The organism is Knoellia sp. 3-2P3, assembly GCF_029223115.1.
Taxonomy (GTDB): Bacteria; Actinomycetota; Actinomycetes; order Actinomycetales; family Dermatophilaceae; genus Pedococcus_A.
Genome location: NZ_JARGZE010000001.1, coordinates 814,706 through 834,512 on the forward strand (window position 1 = coordinate 814,706; position 19,807 = coordinate 834,512).

At 72.6% G+C, this 19,807-nt stretch carries 18 protein-coding genes; 14 read left to right on the forward strand and 4 right to left on the reverse strand.

Annotated elements, in window-relative coordinates:
- Positions 1-2 precede the first annotated feature (2 nt).
- Genes dgoD through P0Y31_RS03935 form a run of 5 tightly spaced genes read left to right on the forward strand, consistent with a single transcriptional unit; the run spans position 3 to position 4,629 of the window.
- Positions 3-1,154: a galactonate dehydratase gene (gene dgoD, locus P0Y31_RS03915; RefSeq protein WP_275866745.1), complete on the forward strand. Its 1,152-nt coding sequence runs from the start codon at positions 3-5 to the stop codon at positions 1,152-1,154.
- Entirely contained in the window at positions 1,151-1,810 is a 660-nt protein-coding gene (locus P0Y31_RS03920; protein ID WP_275866746.1) for a bifunctional 4-hydroxy-2-oxoglutarate aldolase/2-dehydro-3-deoxy-phosphogluconate aldolase, read from the forward strand. The genes dgoD and P0Y31_RS03920 overlap by 4 nt, the downstream gene beginning before the upstream one ends.
- On the forward strand, positions 1,807-2,760 hold the full coding sequence (locus tag P0Y31_RS03925) for a sugar kinase (protein ID WP_275866747.1): 954 nt from the start codon (positions 1,807-1,809) through the stop codon (positions 2,758-2,760). Before P0Y31_RS03920 ends, P0Y31_RS03925 begins: the two co-directional genes overlap by 4 nt.
- 47 nt (positions 2,761-2,807) lie before the next feature.
- Positions 2,808-4,037 (forward strand): D-mannonate dehydratase ManD, encoded by a 1,230-nt coding sequence (gene manD / locus P0Y31_RS03930; RefSeq protein WP_275866748.1) that lies wholly within the window; start codon positions 2,808-2,810, stop codon positions 4,035-4,037.
- Positions 4,027-4,629, forward strand: a complete 603-nt coding sequence (locus P0Y31_RS03935) for a gluconokinase, GntK/IdnK-type (protein WP_275866749.1) — start codon at positions 4,027-4,029, stop codon at positions 4,627-4,629. Before manD ends, P0Y31_RS03935 begins: the two co-directional genes overlap by 11 nt.
- A 5-nt stretch (positions 4,630-4,634) precedes the next feature.
- Here the strand turns inward: P0Y31_RS03935 and P0Y31_RS03940 are convergent, their stop codons facing one another.
- From P0Y31_RS03940 to P0Y31_RS03950, 3 genes are all read right to left on the reverse strand, one after another.
- Entirely contained in the window at positions 4,635-5,447 is an 813-nt protein-coding gene (locus P0Y31_RS03940; RefSeq protein WP_275866750.1) for a tryptophan-rich sensory protein, read from the reverse strand.
- 10 nt (positions 5,448-5,457) lie between these two features.
- On the reverse strand, positions 5,458-5,865 hold the full coding sequence (locus P0Y31_RS03945) for a nitroreductase family deazaflavin-dependent oxidoreductase (protein WP_275866751.1): 408 nt from the start codon (positions 5,863-5,865) through the stop codon (positions 5,458-5,460).
- Between the two features lie 71 nt (positions 5,866-5,936).
- Positions 5,937-7,388 carry a M20/M25/M40 family metallo-hydrolase gene (locus P0Y31_RS03950; RefSeq protein ID WP_275866752.1) on the reverse strand — a complete coding sequence of 484 codons (1,452 nt, stop codon included), beginning with the start codon at positions 7,386-7,388 and terminating at the stop codon, positions 5,937-5,939.
- Between the two features lie 253 nt (positions 7,389-7,641).
- Between P0Y31_RS03950 and P0Y31_RS03955 the strand changes: the two genes are divergently transcribed.
- From P0Y31_RS03955 to P0Y31_RS03985, 7 genes are all read left to right on the forward strand, one after another.
- Positions 7,642-9,135 carry a hypothetical protein gene (locus P0Y31_RS03955; RefSeq protein WP_275866753.1) on the forward strand — a complete coding sequence of 498 codons (1,494 nt, stop codon included), beginning with the start codon at positions 7,642-7,644 and terminating at the stop codon, positions 9,133-9,135.
- A gap of 121 nt (positions 9,136-9,256) precedes the next feature.
- Positions 9,257-11,842, forward strand: coding sequence for an ATP-dependent chaperone ClpB (clpB, locus tag P0Y31_RS03960; RefSeq protein ID WP_275866754.1), 2,586 nt, complete (start codon positions 9,257-9,259; stop codon positions 11,840-11,842).
- 121 nt (positions 11,843-11,963) lie between these two features.
- The gene (locus tag P0Y31_RS03965) at positions 11,964-12,413 is read left to right on the forward strand and encodes a hypothetical protein (protein WP_275866755.1); all 450 of its coding nucleotides are present in this window, start codon (positions 11,964-11,966) and stop codon (positions 12,411-12,413) included.
- The gene (locus P0Y31_RS03970; RefSeq protein ID WP_275866756.1) at positions 12,410-13,372 is read left to right on the forward strand and encodes a TIGR03885 family FMN-dependent LLM class oxidoreductase; all 963 of its coding nucleotides are present in this window, start codon (positions 12,410-12,412) and stop codon (positions 13,370-13,372) included. The genes P0Y31_RS03965 and P0Y31_RS03970 overlap by 4 nt, the downstream gene beginning before the upstream one ends.
- 3 nt (positions 13,373-13,375) lie before the next feature.
- Positions 13,376-15,064 (forward strand): alpha-amylase family protein, encoded by a 1,689-nt coding sequence (locus P0Y31_RS03975; protein WP_275866757.1) that lies wholly within the window; start codon positions 13,376-13,378, stop codon positions 15,062-15,064.
- A gap of 88 nt (positions 15,065-15,152) precedes the next feature.
- Positions 15,153-15,881 carry an LppX_LprAFG lipoprotein gene (locus tag P0Y31_RS03980; protein ID WP_275866758.1) on the forward strand — a complete coding sequence of 243 codons (729 nt, stop codon included), beginning with the start codon at positions 15,153-15,155 and terminating at the stop codon, positions 15,879-15,881.
- Positions 15,862-17,496: an MFS transporter gene (locus P0Y31_RS03985; protein WP_275866759.1), complete on the forward strand. Its 1,635-nt coding sequence runs from the start codon at positions 15,862-15,864 to the stop codon at positions 17,494-17,496. The genes P0Y31_RS03980 and P0Y31_RS03985 overlap by 20 nt, the downstream gene beginning before the upstream one ends.
- A gap of 61 nt (positions 17,497-17,557) precedes the next feature.
- On the opposite strand, the gene P0Y31_RS03990 is transcribed toward P0Y31_RS03985, so the two are convergent.
- Positions 17,558-18,349: an exodeoxyribonuclease III gene (locus tag P0Y31_RS03990; RefSeq protein WP_275866760.1), complete on the reverse strand. Its 792-nt coding sequence runs from the start codon at positions 18,347-18,349 to the stop codon at positions 17,558-17,560.
- 36 nt (positions 18,350-18,385) lie between these two features.
- Between P0Y31_RS03990 and P0Y31_RS03995 the strand changes: the two genes are divergently transcribed.
- Entirely contained in the window at positions 18,386-19,162 is a 777-nt protein-coding gene (locus P0Y31_RS03995) for an SDR family oxidoreductase (protein WP_275866761.1), read from the forward strand.
- 11 nt (positions 19,163-19,173) lie between these two features.
- Entirely contained in the window at positions 19,174-19,734 is a 561-nt protein-coding gene (gene pyrE, locus P0Y31_RS04000) for an orotate phosphoribosyltransferase (protein ID WP_275866762.1), read from the forward strand.
- Positions 19,735-19,807: the final 73 nt, after the last annotated feature.

Sequence of the window (19,807 nt, forward strand, 5' to 3'; positions counted from 1 at the left end):
CCATGACCACGACCATCCGCAGCGTCGAGACCTTCCTCGTCGCCCCGCGCTGGCTCTTCGTCCGCATCGAGACCGACGGCGGCGTCGTCGGCTGGGGCGAGGCCACCTGCGAGGGACGCTCCGAGACGGTGCGCACCGCCGTCGACCAGCTCGGCGAGATGGTGCTCGGCAGGGATGCCCTGCGCATCGAGGACCACTGGCAGGTGATGACCAAGGGGTCCTTCTACCGCGGGGGGCCCATCCTGGCCAGCGCCGTCTCCGGCATCGACCAGGCGCTGTGGGACATCGCCGGCAAGCACTTCGGCGCTCCCGTGCACCAGCTGCTCGGCGGCCCGGTCCGCGACCGGATCCGCGTCTACGGCTGGGTCGGCGGCGACGAGCCGGCCGAGGTGGCCGACCACATCGCCGAGCAGGTCGAGGCCGGCCTCACCGCGGTCAAGATGAACGCCTCGGGCCGGATGAGCCCGGTCGCCACCGTCGCCGAGATCGACGGCGTCGTCGAGCGCGTGGCGGCGGCCCGCGAGGTGCTGGGCCACCACGGCGACGTCGCCGTCGACTTCCACGGCCGGTTCACCCTCGCCAACGCCCGCCGCGTCGCCCCGCTGCTCGAGCCCTTCCGGCCGTTCTTCCTCGAGGAGCCGGTCGTCCCCGAGAACTCCCACCTCATCGGCGAGTTCGTCCGCTCGACCACCACGCCCGTCTCGACGGGGGAGCGGCTCTACAGCCGGCAGGAGTTCCTCCCGGTGCTGCAGGCCGGCATCGCCGTGGCGCAGCCGGACCTCTCGCACGCCGGCGGCATCACCGAGGTGCGCAAGATCGCCGCGCTGGCCGAGGTCTACGACGTGCAGCTGGCTCCGCACTGCCCGCTGGGGCCGCTGGCGCTGGCCGCCTGCCTGCAGGTCGGCTTCGCGACGCCGAACTACCTCATCCAGGAGCAGAGCATCGGCATCCACTACAACCAGGGTGCCGAGGTCCTCGACTACGTCGTCGACCCCGAGCCGCTGAAGTTCGTCGACGGCCACATCGAGCGGCTGACCGCACCCGGCCTCGGCGTCGAGGTCGACGAGCAGGCGGTGCGTGCCGCCGACAAGCGCGGGCACGCCTGGCGCGGGCCGGTGTGGCGGCACGCCGACGGCTCCTTCGCGGAGTGGTGAGCGCCGTGGTGACCGGTATGCCGTCGGGCGCGTTCGTCGCCGCCCTGTCCCGTGCACGGGTCATGGCCATCATCCGCGGGACCGACACGCAGGCGGCCGTGGCGACGGCACTCGCGCTGTTCGACGAAGGGGTGCGGTTCGTCGAGATCTCGCTGACGACCCCCGGAGCGCGTGAGGCCATCGAGCAGGTGCGTGCCCAGCTGCCGGAGGGGGCCCAGATCGGTGCGGGCACCGTGCTGACGGCCGGCGACGTCGCCGACGTGGAGTCCGCCGGGGCCCAGTTCGTCGTCACCCCCGCCGTGACGCCGTCCGTCGCGGTGGCGGCTGCGCGCGGCCTGCCGGTCGCTGCCGGCGCCCTCACCCCCACCGAGGCCTTCGCCGCCGTGCAGCAGGGGGCGAGCGCCGTGAAGCTGTTCCCCGCCTCGGTCGGCGGCCCCGCCTACCTCAAGGCCGTCCGCGACCCCTTCCCCCACATCCCGTTCCTCGCCGTCGGGGGAGTGGGCCTCGACGAGCTGAGGAGCTACCTCGCGGTCGGGGCGGTCGCCGTCGGCGTCGGCAGCCCGCTCGTCGGCGATGCCGCCTCGGGCGGTGACCTCGAGGCGCTGCGCACCCGCGCCCGCGCCTACACCGCTGCAGCAGAACGGCATACGCAATGACGCCCGCAGCTGTCGAGGTGCTCACCTTCGGTGAGTCGATGGTCTCCTTCCGGGCCGACGGCCCGCTGGTCCAGGGTGGTCTGCAGACCACCCGGCTCGCGGGAGCCGAGTCCAACGTGGCGATCGGCCTCTCGCGGCTCGGGCACACGGTCGCGTGGGCCGGCCGGGTGGGCGACGACTCGTTCGGCCGGCTGGTGCTGCGTCAGCTTCGGGCCGAGGGTGTGGACACGGGGTATGCCGTTGTGGACAGTGACCGGCCCACCGGCCTGATGTTCGTGGAGCAGCGCACCGCGGACCTGACCAGCGTCGAGTACCGCCGAGCGGGCTCGGCCGGGTCGGCCGTGGGCAAGGATGACGTGGCCGCCGCGCTGGAGGCTCCACCGCGGGTCCTGCACGTCACCGGCATCACCCCGGCGCTGTCCGCCGGTGCAGCGGAGGCCGTGTCCTGGGCGGTCGAGTCGGCATGCGCCGCAGGCGTCCTGGTCTCCTTCGACGTGAACTTCCGCGGCCGCCTGTGGAGCCGTGAGCGAGCCCGCGAGGTGCTCGCGCCGCTGGCCCGACGGGCCACGCTGGTCATCGCCTCCGACGACGAGCTCGACCTCGTGGCGGAGGGCCGCGAGGACGAGGCCGTCGCCGACCTGCTCGGCAAGGGCGTGCGGCAGGTCGCGGTGAAGCGGGGTCCGCGCGGCGCCACGCTGCACTCCCGCGAGGGCCGTGTGGACGCGCCGGCCCTCGCGGTGACGGCGGTCGACCCGATCGGCGCCGGCGACGCCTTCACCGCCGGCTTCCTGTCCGGGGTCGTCGACGGCCTCGAGCCCGCGGACTGCCTCGCCCGGGGGGCCACCACCGGCGCCTTCGCCGTCTCCACCCGCGGCGACTGGGAGGGCGCTCCCACCCGCGCAGACCTCACCCTCCTGCAACGACACACGCCCGGCGCCACCGTGCGCTGACGACAGCCAGCACCCCTGCCCAGAGCCCAGAACCGAGAGGCCCACCCGTGAAGATCGTCGCCGCCGACGTGATCGTCTCCAGCCCCGACCGCAACTTCGTGACGTTGAAGGTCACGACCGAGGACGGCCTGACCGGCCTGGGCGACGGAACCCTCAACGGCCGCGAGCTCGCGGTGGCGTCCTACCTGAAGGACCACGTGGTGCCGCTGCTGCTCGGTCGGGACGCGCACAACATCGAGGACGCCTGGCAGTTCCTCTACCGGTCGGCCTACTGGCGTCGCGGTCCGGTGACCATGGCCGCCATCGCGGCGGTGGACGTGGCGTTGTGGGACATCAAGGCCAAGGCGGCGGGGATGCCGCTCTACCAGCTCCTCGGCGGCGCCTCGCGCACCGGGATCATGGCCTACGGCCACGCCTCCGGCCGCGACACGCAGGAGCTGTTCGACTCGATCCGCAAGCACCTGGAGCTGGGGTACCGCTCGATCCGGGTGCAGACCTCGGTGCCGGGGATCAACGCGGTGTACGGGGTGGCCGCGCAGCCGAGCAGCGAGGGCAGGCGCTACGACTACGAGCCGGCCCAGCGGGCGCCGCTGCCGGCGGAGGAGGACTGGGACACCCGGGCCTACCTGCGGCACATCCCGACCGTCTTCGAGGCGGTGCGGGGCGAGTTCGGCCCCGAGCTGCCGCTGCTGCACGACGGGCACCACCGCATGACCCCCATCCAGGCCGCCAAGCTGGGCAAGGCACTCGAGCCCTACGACCTGTTCTGGCTCGAGGACTGCACCCCGGCGGAGAACCAGGAGGCGCTGCGGCTGGTGCGCCAGCACACCACGACCCCGCTGGCGATCGGGGAGATCTTCAACACCGTCTGGGACTACCAGACCCTGATCCGCGAGCAGCTCATCGACTACGTGCGCTCGGCGGTGACCCACACCGGTGGGATCACGGCGATGCGCAAGCTGCTGGACTTCGCGGCGCAGTACCAGATCAAGTCCGGCATCCACGGCCCGACCGACATCTCCCCGGTCGGGATGGCGGCGGCGCTGCACCTCGACCTGGCGATCCACAACTTCGGGATCCAGGAGTACATGCAGCACGGGCCGTTGACGAACGAGGTGTTCCGGCAGTCCTTCACCTTCGAGGACGGCTACCTGCACCCCGGCAACGAGCCGGGCCTGGGCGTCGAGCTCGACGAGGACGCGGCCGCGAAGCACCCGTACCAGCCGGCCTACCTGCCGTTCAACCGCCTCAAGGACGGCACCGTCCATGACTGGTGACCCGCAGGCCGTGACCGGCGATACCGCCCCCGAGGCCCCTGCTGGTGGCACGCCGCTCGACCTCAGGTCGGGCACCCGGCACGTCGTCGTGATGGGCGTGTCCGGCTCGGGCAAGACCACGGTCGCGCACGGCATCGCCGCTGCGACCGGGCTGCTCTTCGCCGAGGCCGACGACTTCCACTCGCGCGCCAGCGTGGAGAAGATGCGCGCCGGCATCCCCCTCGAGGACGAGGACCGCTGGCCGTGGCTGGGCGACCTGGCGGCCTGGATGGCCGAGCGTGCGGCCGAGGGCCGCTCGACCGTCATCGCCTGCTCGGCACTGCGTCGCACCTACCGCGACGTGCTGGCAGCCGGGCCGCCCACGCTCGACTTCGTGCACCTCGACGGGCACGTGGAGGTGATCCGCGACCGGATCTCCTCCCGCTCGGGGCACTACATGCCCGCCAGCCTGCTCGACTCTCAGGTGGCCACGCTCGAGCCGCTGATGCCCGACGAGTCGGGCATCGAGCTCGACGTCTCGCTGCCGCCCGAGGAGCTGGTCGCCCAGGCCGTCCGGGGGCTGGGCCTCCCGCAGGCCCAGCCGGCCACCTAGCCGGGTCAGGTGGTGGTGTCGTCCACCGGCCCGCGCACCCGCGCCCTCTGCCGGGCCGTCGCCACCACCACGACCACGGCGGCCGCCACGGCGGCCCACGCGGTGACCGTCGACTGCGGCTCGTCGCCGACCCGGCCGACCGCGATCCAGAGCAGCCCCCACGCGATGGCGAGGGCCACGGCATACCGGCCCTCGAGGCGGCGGGCGAGCAGCACGCCGACGCCGGCCACGAGGGCGAGCACCGCCACCGCCCACGCCTCGCTCGCAGGCGGGCCCGGGTCGACCCCGCTGGCGACGAGGGCGGCCGTGACGTTGGCGCAGGTGGCCACGCAGACCCAGCCGAGGTAGGCGCCGAACGTGCCGTCGACGACCACCGCCTCGACGAACCCGAACGAGGGTCGCTCGGTCAGCCGCTGCACCAGCACCCCCAGCACCACGACGAGGGCCGCGATCACCACCACGCTCAGCCAGATCCACCCCTGCCGGGTCACCAGCAGCCAGGTGGCGTTGAGCAGCATGGAGGCCGCCGCCAGCCAGCCGGTGCGCCGGTGCCGCTCGTCGGTCGCCTGGTCGGGGAGCCACTGCCACACGGTGTAGGCGGCCAGGCCGGCGTAGACCACCGACCAGATCGAGAACGCGGGGCTTGCCGGGGCGAGCAGCGTGGCGTCCGCGGCAAGGGCGCCGCCGGAGGACTCGGGCACCTCCGTGCCACCGATGACGCCCACCCCGACGAGGGTGCCCAGTACGCAGAGCACCTCGCTGACGGTCACGCCCAGCTGGCGTGCGCGGTCGGCCCGGGTCGGCGCTGAGGAGGCCATGTCCGGCAGGCTAACCGGGCACGGCCGTGGGCGCGCTGCCATCGGCGGCCGTCAGTGACACGAAGTCGGCGACCTTGAGCAGCCTCAGGATCGGGCGCTCCGGCAGGCGGATCCGTGCGGCCGACGGGTCGTGGAAGACCACGGGTGAGGTGCAGCGGACCCGCCGCCCGCGCACCTCCAGCTCGCAGCCGCCCGCGACGAGCACGTTCCTCAGCCAGTCGACGTCGGGCCCGTAGGTGAGGGCGATGACGTAGCCACCCTCGGCGGGGAAGAGGTTGACCGGCGTCCGGTAGTGGCGGCCGGAGCGTCGGCCCACGTGGTGCACGACCGCGAAGCCGGGGAGCCGGCGCAACAGCGGGGTGGCAACGCGGTTGGTGACGAGGCGGTTGAACCGCGCCACCCGCATCGGGATCGGCACGACCACACCGTATGCCGCGCGGCGACGCGTGCGCTGCCGCGCGGCATACGTTCAGCGGTGCGGACGCGCCGTCAGGCGACGTCCTCGTGCAGGTCGTCCTCCACCGGGTGCGGGTTGCCGGACCTGCCGGCACTGCGCGCCCCGTTGATGGACTCGGTGCTCTGCGCCAGCGTGATGGTCGCGTGCGCGATCGCGTCGCTCATGATGTCGAGCGCGGTGCTGTTGACGTTGGTGATGTCGTCCGCGGGGCTGTGGTAGTTCGGGTCGTAGGTGATGCCGGCCGTGCCGCCGAACATCTCGACCTCCTTGGCCGTCTTCACGCCGTCGCCGCCGGTGAACAGGCCCGAGGCGGGGACGCCGTGCTCGATGAAGGCCTGGTAGTCCGAGCGGCCGGAGAACTCGGTGTCGACCCAGGGCTGGGCGATGCCGTCGAAGTAGCTCGTGAGGACGTCCTCGGTCTCGATCGATCCCTTGGGCACCGTGACCGGTGCCTTGTAGGTCGACTGGTCGGCGTCGTAGACCCCGATCTTGAAGTTGGGCGAGGCGATCATGTCGAAGTTGAGGTAGGTGGCGATCCGGTCGAGCTCGTCCTCGTTGTTCTCCGCGAGGTCGCCGACGTAGTGCTCCGAGCCGAGCAGGCCGAGCTCCTCCGCACCCCACCAGGCGAACCGCACCTTGTTGTTGAGCTTGTTGACCTTGGCCAGCTGCACCGCGGTCTCGAGGATGCCGGCCGAGCCGCTGCCGTTGTCGTTGATGCCGGCGCCGTCGTGCACGGAGTCGAGGTGCGCGCCGAGCATGACGACGTTGTCGTCGCGGCCCGTCGTCGTCTCGGCGATGAGGTTGAACGTCCGACGGTCCTCGACGATCTTCTGCAGGTCGAACTTCACGGTGACCCCACCGGCCGCGATCTTGCCCAGCAGCGTCGCACCCTCGGCCTTGGTGACGCCGGTGATCGGCGCGTAGTTGTCGGCGGGCCCGCCCAGGGTGCCGTTGAGGGCGCCGTCGCCGTTGTTGTAGACGATCGCTGCCGGGGCGCCGGCCGCCTTGGCCATCTGCGACTTCACGGCGAACGCGCAGACTCCGCGGCTGACCAGGGCGATGCTGCCCGCGGGGAAGCCGGCCCAGTCAGAGGTCTCGCAGCCGGTCGCCGCGCCGGTCGGTGCGGCGAGGGCAGCGGTGACGCCGCCCGCCGGGGTCGAGGGGCTGTAGCTCATCGGGTTGTGCTCGATGGAACGCTGGTCGGGGGAGACCTCCTCGAGCGAGGTGGAGACGACCTCGTCGTAGACGAAGTCGAAGTACTGGCGCTCGGTCTCGTACCCCGCCGACCGCAGCACCTTCTCGACGTACTCGCCAGAGGCGTCGTAGCCGGCGGTGCCCGCGCCACGGTTGCCGTCGTTCTCGTCGGCGATCTCCTGGAACGCCTCGAGGTGCCGCATCACGCCGTCGACGGTGACGGCGGCGCGCATCTCCTGGGAGTTGTTCGGGTTGTCAGCGAAAGCCGGTCCGGCGGCGACGGTGGTCACGGCCAGCCCCGCAGCGGCAAGGGCAGCCGCTGCTGTCGCAGTACGTCGTTGTACTCGCACTCATTCCTCCTGGTGTCGGTGAGCGCCGCCGCCCGAGCCTGTCGGCCCCTCGAAGGCGACGGCACCCGCGACCCTAGGTCGGCCCCGTCATCGCGAGTCGGTGACGACCGTAAAGAGTTGGCAAGGAAATCCGGGGCTCTCGCGCGGCGTGGGAAGGTCGTCGGCAGCGGCCGGCGCGGGCAGACTGCGGCCCATGGGCCGGGTTGCCCGAGTGGGGGATCGGATCACGCCGCACACCTGGCTGGCAGGTGTCGCGGTCGCCTTCGGCGCCGTCCAGGTGCTCCTCGTGGCCGACTTCCCCCTCGGCTGGGACGAGGCCATCTACGCCAGCCAGAACGACCCCCGCAGGCCGGCACTGTCGTTCACGGCGCCGCGTGCCCGCGGGATGCCGTGGCTGGCAGCCCCTCTGCAGGCGCTGACCGGCTCCTCGATCGCCCTGCGGGTCTACCTCGCTGCGCTGTCGAGCCTCGCCCTCTACGCCGCGTATGCCGTGTGGCTGAGGGTGCGCCCCGACGGCTCGGTCGCGCTGGCCGCCCTGGTGTTCGGGTCGCTCTGGACGAGCGTGTTCTACGGGCCGAGCCTGATGCCCAACGTCCTCATCGCGCTCGCGGGCGTCCTCGCCACGGGCACCCTCCTGTGCGCCGCGCTCGGGCGGGCCCCGGCCTGGCTGCCCTGGGCAGGTGGGGCCGCCGTGGCGGCGGCGACGCTGATCCGGCCGGGCGACGCGGTGCCGCTGCTCGGGGCACTCGGCCTCGCGGTGATCGCCCATCCGCAGTGGCGACGCCGGGTGGTGCGCCTCCTCGCCCCCCTCGTGGCCGGCGCGGCCGTCGGTGCGGTGCCGTGGCTGGTGGAGGCGCAGCTGCGCTACGACGGCATCTGGCCCAGGGTGCGGCGGGCGCTGAGCACCCAGGGCACGGACGAGCGCTTCGTGCCCGACTACCAGCTGCGGGCCTTCGACGGGCCGCTGCTCTGCCGGCCCTGCATCCGCGAGCAGCAGCCGATCCCGCCGTCCGGCGTGGTGCTGTGGGCGGCCGGTCTCGCGCTGGTGGTGCTGGCCGTGTGGGTCGCGCTGCGCCGGACGCCTGCCGGGGGGACCCGGGAGGTGACCCTGCTGCCGGCGTGGACCGGGGCGGTGCTGGCGCTGCCCTACCTGCTGCTCGTCGGGTATGCCGCGCCACGGTTCCTGCTGCCGGCCTACGCGCTGCTGGCCCTTCCGGTGGCGCAGGCGCTGCGCCACCTCGTGAACGCCGTCGCCGGGCCCTGGCGGGCGGTCGTGGCCACCGGCGTGGCGGTCGCCCTGCTCGCGCACGGCACGGTGCAGGTGAGCATCCTCGGCAGCATCATGGGGGGCAGCCAGAACGGCCGGGACCGCTGGCTGCGCGTCGCCGAGGTGCTCGAGCGACACGAGGTCCGTCCTCCCTGCGTCCTGCTCGGCCGGGAGTCGGCGCCGGTGGCCTACCTCGCCAAGTGCGACGCAGTGGTCGTCAAGCGCTACCCGGGAGACGAGCCGTTCACCCTCGCCGACCTGCGGGGCGCGCTCGCCCGGCAGTCCGTGGCCGTCGTGCTCCGCTCCGGCGAGGAGCGTCCGGCCTACACCCGCGGATGGCGGGCGGTGCCGAGCGCGGAGCTGCCGAAGGGCTGGCGGGTCCTCGTGGCGCCCGCCCCCTCTTCGCCGTCATCACCCTGAGGCGCCACCGTCCGCGAGGCCCGGCTGCAGCACGAAGTTGAGCGGAATACACTCAACTTTGAGCGGGTTGAACCGCGTGAGCCCACGCACCTCACCGACGTACTCACAGGAGACACCACCCATGGAGTTGAAGCCGACCGCGAAGGTGGCTGAGGCCCTGGCCATCGCCCAGCGCTCCGCCCAGTCCAGCGGCCACCCCGAGATCACCCCCGACCACCTCACCAGTGCCCTCATCCAGCTCGACACCGCGCAGGCGGACGCCTTGCTGCAGGCCGCCGGCACCGGTGCGGCGCACGTGCTGGGGCAGGCCGACGCGCGGCTCCGCGCGCTGCCCACCACCTCGGGTGCCGCCCAGCCACCGGGTCTGGGGCGGGAGGCCGCGGCGGTCCTCCAGCAGGCGGACACCCTCATGCGGGCCAAGGGCGACACCTACCTCGCGCTCGACCTGCTCCTGCTCGCGCTCGCGGAGACCGGCCACCTCGCCGCCGTGCAGAAGCGCGGTGCCAAGGACATGGAGGCCAAGGTCGACGCCCTGCGAGGCGGCCGAAAGGTCACCAGTGAGACGCCTGCGGAGGCCGGGGAGGCCCTCGAGAAGTACGGCACCGACCTGACCCAGATGGCGCGCGACGGCCGGCTCGACCCGGTCATCGGCCGCGACGCCGAGATCCGCCGCGTCGTGCAGGTGCTCTCGCGGCGCACCAAGAACAACCCGGTGCTCATCGGTGAGCCCGGCGTCGGCAAGACCGCCGTCGTCGAGGGCCTCGCCCAGCGCGTCGTCGACGGCGACGTGCCCGAGTCGCTGCGCGACAAGCGGCTCATCAGCCTCGACCTCGGCGCGATGGTGGCGGGCGCGAAGTACCGCGGTGAGTTCGAGGAGCGGCTCAAGGCCGTGCTCGAGGAGATCAAGGACAGCAACGGCCAGATCATCACCTTCATCGACGAGCTGCACACCGTCGTCGGCGCCGGCGCCACCGGTGAGGGCGCGATGGACGCGGGCAACATGCTCAAGCCGCTGCTGGCCCGCGGCGAGCTGCGCCTGGTCGGCGCCACCACGCTCGACGAGTACCGCGAGCACATCGAGAAGGACGCCGCCCTCGAGCGCCGGTTCCAGCAGGTCTTCGTGGGCGAGCCCAGTGTCGAGGACACCATCGCGATCCTCCGCGGCCTCAAGGAGCGCTACGAGGCGCACCACAAGGTCGAGATCGAGGACAGCGCCCTCGTCGCCGCCGCGAGCCTGTCGGACCGCTACATCACCGGCCGCCAGCTGCCCGACAAGGCCATCGACCTCGTCGACGAGGCGGCGTCGCGGCTGCGCATGGAGATCGACTCCAGCCCGGTCGAGATCGACGAGCTCCGCCGCGCCGTCGACCGGCTGAAGATGGAGGAGCTGCACCTGCAGAGCGAGACCGACGAGGCCTCCCGGGAGCGGCTCGAGGCGCTGCGCAAGACCCTCGCCGACAAGAGCGAGCAGCTCGCCGCGCTCAACGCCCGCTGGGAGCAGGAGAAGTCCGGCCTCAACCGGGTCGGCGAGCTCAAGGCACGCCTCGACGAGGCCCGCAGCCAGGCCGAGCGCCTGCAGCGCGAGGGCCAGCTGGGCGAGGCGTCCGCGATCCTCTACGGCCAGATCCCGGCGCTGCAGCGCGACCTCGACGCCGCGCTCGAGGCCGAGGGCACCGTGCGCGTGGACACCATGGTCAAGGAGCGGGTCGGTGCCGACGACATCGCCGAGGTCATCAGCGCCTGGACCGGCATCCCGGCCGGCCGGCTGCTGCAGGGCGAGACCGAGAAGCTGCTCAGCATGGAGTCGATCATCGGCGCCCGGCTGATCGGCCAGGAGACGGCGGTGCGCGCCGTCAGCGACGCCGTCCGGCGCAGCCGCGCGGGCCTCGCCGACCCCGACCGTCCGACCGGCAGCTTCCTCTTCCTCGGCCCGACCGGCGTCGGCAAGACAGAGCTCGCCAAGAGCCTCGCCGACTTCCTGTTCGACGACGAGCGGGCCATGGTCCGCATCGACATGAGCGAGTACAGCGAGCGGCACGCCGTGGCCCGCCTCATCGGCGCCCCGCCCGGCTACGTCGGCTACGAGGAGGGCGGCCAGCTCACCGAGGCGGTCCGCCGCCGGCCCTACTCGGTCGTGCTCCTCGACGAGGTGGAGAAGGCCCACCCGGAGACCTTCGACATCCTGCTGCAGGTGCTCGACGACGGTCGCCTCACCGACGGCCAGGGCCGCACGGTCGACTTCCGCAACGTCATCCTCGTGATGACCTCCAACCTCGGCTCGCAGTTCCTCATCGACCCGGTGATGTCGGCCGAGGACAAGAAGGAGGCCGTCATGTCGGCGGTGCGGGCCGCGTTCAAGCCCGAGTTCCTCAACCGGCTCGACGAGGTCGTCGTCTTCGACCCGCTCAGCACCGAGGAGCTCGGCCACATCGTCGACCTGCAGGTGCGCCAGCTGGCCACCCGCCTGGCCGAGCGCCGGATCACCCTCGAGGTCACCGACGCGGCCCGCGAGTGGCTGGCCCTCACCGGCTACGACCCCGCCTACGGCGCCCGGCCGCTGCGACGCCTGGTGCAGAAGGAGATCGGCGACCGACTGGCCAAGGCGCTGCTCGCCGGCGAGGTGCGTGACGGTGACACCGTGCGGGTCGACCGCGACGACGCCCTCGACGGGCTCGTCGTGCGCGGAGTGGACCACGCCGTGGCCTGACCCGGGCACGGCGAGAGGAGCCGAGGGGGTATGCCGTGAGCACACCGCATACCCCCTCGGCGCGTTCGCGGGCCGGCGGCTTCCCATGCGGACTCGGCGGGCCGGCACCACACTGGAGCGCATGACCGACGAGCCCCTGCACAAGCGCCCAGCGGGCGCCAGCGACGCCACGGTCGAGGCCGTGGGCAAGGTGAGCGAGGCCTTCGAGGCCATCGAGGAGGTCCGCGGCCGGCTCTACGGCCTGCACCGCCTCGTCGGCACGGCCGACCTCGCCCTCGGCGAGGCCGTCGAGCTGCTGCGCAAGGCCGGCCACCACGAGGTCGCCGACACCGTCGACCGTGACATGGTCGGCCGCAACGTGCTCCCCGGCATGTGGACGTTCCAGATCGTCGAGGCCTTCGACTCCGGCTACTACGCCGATTTCCAGCGCATCGAGAAGCTCGTGCGCGACGAGCTGATGGGCGGCCAGCGGCACGTCTACGAGGCCGAGATGAAGACCCGCGAGCGCACCCAGGGCCGGCCCGGTCACGAGGCCTCGCAGGACGACCTGCCGGCGGAGGAGCTGTCATGACCCGTTACGGCTTCCACGCCTCGCACGAGCAGATCAGCCCGCGGCAGCTGCTCGCCGACGTCCAGCACGCCGAGCAGGCCGGCTTCGACATGGCCATGTGCTCCGACCACTTCTCCCCGTGGAGCGAGAAGCAGGGCCACTCGGGCTACACCTGGGCCTGGCTCGGGGCGGCGCTCGCCACCACCTCGCTGCGCCTCGGCTGCGTCAGCGCACCCGGGCAGCGCTACCACCCCGCGGTGCACGCCCAGAAGATCGCCACGCTCGGGCAGATGTTCCCCGGGCGGTTCTGGGTGGCGCTCGGCAGTGGCGAGGCCAGCAACGAGCACATCACCGGCGACGGCTGGCCGCGCAAGGAGATCCGCACCCGGCGGCTCGAGGAGTGCGTCGACGTCATCCGCCGGATGCTCGCCGGCGAGGAGGTCAGCCACGACGGGCTGGTGACCGTCGACCGGGCGCGGGTGTGGGACCTGCCCGATCCCGTGCCGCCGCTCATCGGCCCGGCCGTCTCGGTCGAGAGCGCCGCCCGGGTGGCGGCCTGGGCCGACGGGCTGGTCACGGTCAACCAGCCGGTCGAGACGCTGCGGGAGATCGTCGACGCCTACCGCGGCGCCGGGGGCAGGGGGCCGATGGCGCTGCAGGTGCACCTGTCGTTCGCGCCGACCGACGAGGAGGCCCTGGCGATCGCGCACGAGCAGTGGGGCGGCAACGTCTTCGGCCCGCCGATCTCGTGGGACATCGAGACCGCCGAGGCCTTCGACGTGCTGTGGCAGAAGGTCCAGCCGGAGGAGGTGCGCGGCCCGGTCTTGGTCTCGAACGACCTCGGCCGGCACCGCGACTGGCTGGCGGAGTACGACGAGCTCGGTTTCGACGAGATCTACCTGCACCACGTGGGCCAGGAACAGCAGGCCTTCATCGACGCCTTCGGCTCGACGGTGCTGCCGGAACTGCGGAAGGGCTGAGCCATGACCACGCGCCTGTCCAACACCAGCGACCTGTGGTGGAAGAACGCCGTCATCTACTGCGTCGACATCGAGACCTACTTCGACTCCGACGGCGACGGCATCGGTGACATCACCGGCATGACCCAGCGGATCGACTACCTCGCCGAGCTCGGAGTCACCTGCCTGTGGCTCATGCCGTTCTACCCGACCCCAGACCGCGACGACGGCTACGACGTCACCGACCTGTTCGGCGTCGACAGCCGGCTGGGCACCCATGGAGACCTCGTCGAGCTGATCCGCACCGCCAACGACCGCGGCATCCGGGTGATCGCCGACCTCGTGGTCAACCACACCTCGAACCAGCACCCGTGGTTCAAGGCGGCCCGCCGGAGCAAGGACAACCCCTACCGCGACTACTACGTCTGGCGCTCCGACCCGCCGCCCGACACGAAGGACAAGGTCGTCTTCCCCGACAAGGAGGACGGCATCTGGGAGCTCGACGAGAAGACCGGCGAGTGGTATCTCCACCACTTCTACAAGCACCAGCCCGACCTCAACTTCGCCAACCCGGCGGTGCGTGACGAGATCGCCAAGTCGATCGGGTTCTGGCTCCAGGTGGGCATCGCCGGCTTCCGTGTCGACGCCGTGCCGTTCCTCATCGCCGACGTCGACACGGCCGGCGACGACGTGCCGGGCGACCCCCACGAGTACCTCAAGGCGCTGCGGGCCTTCCTCGGGCGCCGGCGCGGCGACGGCATCCTGCTCGGCGAGGTCAACCTGCCGCACAAGGAGCAGAAGCAGTACTTCGGAGGCAACGCCGGTGACGAGCTGAACATGATGTTCGACTTCATCACCATGCAGGCGATGTACCTCTCGCTGGCCCGCGAGGACGCCCGCCCGCTCGCGAAGGCGCTCAAGTCTCGGCCGCCGATCCACGAGGACTGCCAGTGGGCGACCTTCGTGCGCAACCACGACGAGCTCACCCTCGACAAGCTGAGCGAGAAGGAGCGGCAGGAGGTCTTCGCCGCCTTCGGCCCCGAGCCGGAGATGCAGCTATACGCGCGCGGGCTGAAGCGGCGGCTGCCCCCGATGATGGGCGGCGACCCGCGCCGGGTGCGCATGGTCTACAGCCTGCTGTTCTCCCTGCCGGGCACGCCGACGCTCTACTACGGCGAGGAGATCGGCATGGGCGAGGACCTCGCGGCCGAGGGCCGGATGGCGGTCCGCACCCCGATGCAGTGGGAGCCGGTGCACAACGGCGGGTTCTCCACCGCCCCGCCCCGCAAGCTGGTGCAGCGGCCCGTGCCCGACGGCTTCGGTCCCGAGCACGTCAACGTCGCCGACCAGAAGCGCGACCCCGACTCGCTCTGGAACTTCATGCGCAACGTGATCCAGACCTACCGGGAGTGCCCGGAGCTCGGCTGGGGCGACTTCACCGTGCTCCAGCAGCCGCTGCGCCAGGTCTTCGCGCACCGCTGCCACTGGGCGGGGTCCTCGGTCGTGGCCGTGCACAACCTCTCGGCCGACCCCGTCACCGCCTCCTTCACGCTCCACCCGCGCGACACGGAGGGCGAGGGCCCCATCTGGCTCGAGGACCTGCTGGAGCGCGGCTCCCTCGAGCCCGACCGGGGTGGCACCGTCGAGCTGCCGCTCGACGGCTACGGCCACCGCTGGTTCCGCGTCCGCAGGGACGACCTGCCCCGACCCTGACCGACGGAGCCCGGCCCCGCGCACACCCGGTATGCCGGGTGGGCGCGGCGGCGGGGGACCGGGCCGGCGGGGCGACTACCGTGGCGCCATGAGGCTGACGGGCGCCCGGGTGTGCCGGCGTGCGAGGGGTGCCGCCGTGACGGCGGCGGTGCTGTCGGTGGTGCTGGCGGCCGGTGCGTGCACCGACGACGAGAAGGCCGGCGAGGCCAGGGGCCAGACCCCGTCCGAGCTGCTGGCCTCGGCGCGCGCGAACCTGGAGAAGAGCCCGAGCGTCAGCTTCACCCTGGAGTCGCAGGGCCTGCCGGGCAAGGCGGTCGGCATCTCGGGGGCCAAGGGCACGGGCCGGTTCACCCCGCCCTCCTTCACCGGCACCCTGAACGCGTCGGTCAACGGGGTGACGGGCACTGTGGACGTCATCGCGGTGGAGCAGGACGTCTACATGAAGTTCTTCACGCCCGACTACAACCGCATCGACCCGGCCGACTACGGCGCGCCCAACCCGGCCCAGCTGTTCGACACCACGACGGGCGTCACGAGCCTCGTCGACACGACGGAGGGGCTGCGCAAGGACGCCACCGTGCGCGACGGCGCCGACGTCCTGGCCACCCTGAAGGGCACGCTGCCCGGTGCGGCCGTCGCCGACCTGCTCGTGGTCGGCGACCGCGCAGGCACGTTCGAGGTCACCTACGGCGTCACCGACCGCAGCCACGAGCTGCGCACGGTCGTGCTGACCGGGCCGTTCTACGAGGGCGCCACCTCCACCTACACGCTGCGGCTCAAGCGGCTCGACCAGCCCGTTGAGATCACCCGCCCCTAGGGCGCTGCTCGCCACGGCCTCGGTCGCCGTGGCGCTGGCGGCGGCCGACACCTACGTCGTCGTGCTGGCGCTGACCGACATGATGACCGGTGTCGGCATCGGCATCGACGCGCTGCAGAAGGCCACCCCGATCATCTCGGGGTTCCTGCTCGGCTACATCGCCGTGCTGCCGCTCATCGGGCGGCTGGCCGACCTGGTCTCCCGCCAGCAGGTCCTGCTCGGGTGCCTCGCGGTGTTCGTGCTGGGCTCGGCCGTCACCGCGCTCGCCGTCGAGCTGCCCGTGCTGGTGACCGGCCGGGTCGTGCAGGGCATCGGTGGTGGGGGGCTCGTGCCGGCCACCCTCGCCCTTGTCGCCGACCTCTGGCCGGTGGGCAGGCGGGGCACACCGCTCGGGGTGGTGGGGGCCGTGCAGGAGCTGGGCAGCGTGCTGGGGCCGGTGCTCGGCGCTGCCGTGCTGGCCGTCGCCGACTGGCGCGCCATCTTCTGGCTCAACGTCGTGCTCGGCCTGCTCCTCGCCGGCGCGGTGCTGCTCACCGGGCGGCACCGCCCGGCCCGGCCACGCGGCATACCGGTGGTGGTGGGGACGCTGGCCCTGGGCTGCGGCGCACTCGCGCTGGCGGCGCCCACCGCCCTGGTGACCGACGTCGAACTCGGCGTGCCGTTCGTGCCCTTCGACCCCGAGTCGGGCTCGCGGGTCGCCACCCCGATCGGTCTGGCCGCCCTCGGGCTCGGTGTGGTCTGGCTGGCCGTCACCGCCCCGCGCTGGTGGCCCGTGCTGCGCCGGGCCGACCTGCCGGGCGCGGCACTGCTCGGCCTGGCCCTCGGCACGGTCGTGCTCACCTTCGCCGCCTCCGACCCCGAGCGGGAGGTGGTCGGCCCGCTGGGGTTCGCCCTGCTGCCCGTCGGCGTCGTCGCCGCCGTGCTCTACCTGTGGCGGCACCGGCGTGCGGCGGAACCGCTCGTCGCGCGCGGGGTGGTGCGGGGTCGGGCCCGACCGGCGCTCGCGGTCAGCCTGCTCGTCGGGGTCGCCCTCGTGGCCGTCGTCGTCGACGTGCCGGTGCTGGCGCGCCTGACGCTGACCGACTCGCAGACCACCGCCGCACTGGTGCTGGTGCGGTTCCTCGTGGCCGTGCCGGTGGGAGCGCTCGCCGGTGGCTGGCTGCTGCGCCGTCTCGGTGACGGGGCGGTCGCCGGCGTCGGCCTGCTGCTGGCAGCCGCGGGCCTGTGGCAGATGAGCCGGTGGGGCGAGGGCTCGCTCGACCGGGGCAGCACCACGGTGGTGCTTGCGGCCGTGGGCGTGGGGATCGGCCTCGCGTTGGCGCCGGTGAACAACGCAGCCCTGGCCAGCGCTCCGCACGACGCGCACGGCGTGGCCAGTGCCCTCGTGGTGGTGGCGCGCATGGTCGGCATGGTCGTCGGGCTCGCGCTGCTCACCGCGGTCGGGCTGCACCGCTACTACGAGACGGTCGCCGCCCTGCCCGACCAGACCGACACGGCGGCCCTGGTCGGGGCCGGGCTGGTGCAGGTGCAGACGGTCTTCGCGGGTGCGGCCCTGGCGGCGCTGGCCGGCGCCGGGCTGTCAGCCGGCCTGGGACTGCGCCGCGTCCAGGTGTGAGAGCAGGAGTCCGGAAGTCCGTGCTGAGCCGGCCCGCGAGGGTGCCGCCGAGGCCGGCAGGTCAGTCCTCGAGCTCGACGACGACCGGGGCGTGGTCGGAGGCGCCCTTTCCCTTGCGCTCCTCGCGGTCGATGACGGCGCCCACGACGCGGTCGGCCAGGGCGGGGGAGCCGAGCACGAAGTCGATGCGCATGCCCTGCCGCTTGGCGAAGCGCAGCTGGGTGTAGTCCCAGTAGGTGTAGACGCCGGGGCCGGGCGCGTGCGGGCGCACGACGTCGACGAACCCGGCGTCGAGGAAGCCCTGGAAGGCCGCGCGCTCGCCGGGGGAGACGTGGGTGCGGCCCGAGAAGTACGCCATGTCCCACACGTCGTCGTCCCGCGGGGCGATGTTCCAGTCGCCCATGAGGGCCACCTGCGCCCGCGGGTCGTCGGCGAGCCACTGCTGGGCGTTGCGCTTCAGCGTGGCGAGCCACTCCAGCTTGTAGGGCATGTGCGGGTCGTCGAGGGTGCGCCCGTTGGGAACGTAGAGCGACCAGGCCCGCACGCCGCCGCACACCGCACCGATGGCCCGGGCCTCCGGGGCCACCGGGTCACCCCAGCCGGGCACGTCGGTGAAGCCGAGCTGCACGTCCTCGAGCCCGACGCGGGAGAGCAGGGCGACACCGTTCCAGTGGTTGAGGCCGTAGTGGGCGACCTCGTAGCCGAGGCCCTTGAGCCGGTGATGAGGGAACTGGTCGTCACGGCACTTGGTCTCCTGGATCGCGAGCACGTCGACGTCGCTGCGCTGCAGCCAGGCCTCGAGGCGGTCGATGCGGGAGCGGATCGAGTTGACGTTCCAGGTGGCAATACGCACGCAGCCACCCTAGGTGGCCCGCCTAGAGTGGGGCACATGAGCACCGCCCTGGTGACCGGCGCCACATCCGGTATCGGCCTGTCCTTCGCCCACCAGCTCGCCGAGCGCGGGCACGACGTCGTGCTGGTCGCCCGCGACCGGGTGCGGCTCGAGAACGTCTCCGACGAGCTGCGCGCCAAGTACGGCGTCAGCACGGAGATCCTCGTGGCCGACCTCTCCGACCGCGCCGAGACCGGCAAGGTGGCCGAGCGCCTGGCCGACCGGGCCAAGCCCGTGGACCTGCTGGTCAACAACGCCGGCTACGCGCTGAAGAAGCGCTTCCTCGACAACGACGTCACCGAGGAGGAGGCGGTCTTCGACGTGCTCGGCCGGGCGGTCCTGGTGCTCTCCCACGCCGCGGCCCGCGCCATGCGCGAACGCGGCCACGGCGCCATCGTCAACGTCTCGTCGGTCGCTGGCCAGATCACCTCAGGGACCTACTCGGCCGTCAAGTCCTTCGTCACGGTCTTCACCGAGGGCCTGTCGGCCGAGCTCGCCGGCACCGGTGTGACCGCGACTGCCCTGCTGCCGGGCTTCACCCGCACCGAGTTCCACCAGCGGGCGAAGCTCAACATGTCGCGGCTGCCGAAGTTCATGTGGCTCGACGCCGACCGCCTCGTCGCCGACTGCCTCGACGACGTGGCCAGGGGACGGGTGGTCTCCGTGCCCGGGACGCACTACAAGGCGATCGTGGCCGGCCTCAGGTTCCTGCCGCGCTCGGTCGTGCGCAGCCAGGCGCGGACGGTGCACCGGCCGAAGGCCGACCGGGGCTAGGCTGGCGGCCTGTGACCGACACCGCTGTGACCACAGACCGCGCTCGCCTCCTCGAGATCGTCAAGGCCAAGGCCATCGTGCACGGCCGGGTGACCCTCTCCTCCGGCAAGGAGGCCGACTACTACGTCGACCTGCGCCGCATCACCCTCGACGGCGAGGCCTCGCCCCTCGTGGGCCGCGTGATGCTCGAGCTCGTCAAGGACCTCGACTTCGACGCCGTCGGCGGCCTCACCCTCGGCGCCGACCCCGTCGCCACGTCGATGCTGCACGCCAGCGCCGCGGCCGGGAGACGCCTGGACGCCTTCGTCGTGCGCAAGGCGGGCAAGGCCCACGGCCTGCAGCAGCGCATCGAGGGCCCGTCGATCGAGGGCCGCCGGGTGCTCGTCGTCGAGGACACCTCGACCACCGGCGCCTCCCCGCTCGAGGCCGCCACCGCCGCCCGTGAGGCCGGCGCCGAGGTGGTCGGCGTGGCCACCATCGCCGACCGCGCCACCGGCGCCGGCGAGAAGTTCGCCGAGGCGGGGCTGGAGTACCGCTTCGTCTACGGCCTGGAGGAGCTCGGGCTCGCCTGAGGCCCTCCACCCCCGCACGAAGAGGCGGTATGCCGCGCGGTCCCGGCCGCGCGGCATACCGCCTCTGTGTCGT

What these genes read in the sequence shown, in the direction of transcription:
- P0Y31_RS03995 (WP_275866761.1), top strand. Translation starts at nt 18,386, where the DNA reads ATGAGCACCGCCCTGGTGACCGGCGCCACATCCGGTATCGGCCTGTCC.
- dgoD (WP_275866745.1), top strand. Translation starts at nt 3, where the DNA reads ATGACCACGACCATCCGCAGCGTCGAGACCTTCCTCGTCGCCCCGCGC.
- P0Y31_RS03965 (WP_275866755.1), top strand. Translation starts at nt 11,964, where the DNA reads ATGACCGACGAGCCCCTGCACAAGCGCCCAGCGGGCGCCAGCGACGCC.
- P0Y31_RS03975 (WP_275866757.1), top strand. Translation starts at nt 13,376, where the DNA reads ATGACCACGCGCCTGTCCAACACCAGCGACCTGTGGTGGAAGAACGCC.
- P0Y31_RS03955 (WP_275866753.1), top strand. Translation starts at nt 7,642, where the DNA reads ATGGGCCGGGTTGCCCGAGTGGGGGATCGGATCACGCCGCACACCTGG.
- P0Y31_RS03970 (WP_275866756.1), top strand. Translation starts at nt 12,410, where the DNA reads ATGACCCGTTACGGCTTCCACGCCTCGCACGAGCAGATCAGCCCGCGG.
- P0Y31_RS03935 (WP_275866749.1), top strand. Translation starts at nt 4,027, where the DNA reads ATGACTGGTGACCCGCAGGCCGTGACCGGCGATACCGCCCCCGAGGCC.
- P0Y31_RS03980 (WP_275866758.1), top strand. Translation starts at nt 15,153, where the DNA reads ATGAGGCTGACGGGCGCCCGGGTGTGCCGGCGTGCGAGGGGTGCCGCC.
- P0Y31_RS03940 (WP_275866750.1), bottom strand. Translation starts at nt 5,447, where the DNA reads ATGGCCTCCTCAGCGCCGACCCGGGCCGACCGCGCACGCCAGCTGGGC.
- clpB (WP_275866754.1), top strand. Translation starts at nt 9,257, where the DNA reads ATGGAGTTGAAGCCGACCGCGAAGGTGGCTGAGGCCCTGGCCATCGCC.
- P0Y31_RS03925 (WP_275866747.1), top strand. Translation starts at nt 1,807, where the DNA reads ATGACGCCCGCAGCTGTCGAGGTGCTCACCTTCGGTGAGTCGATGGTC.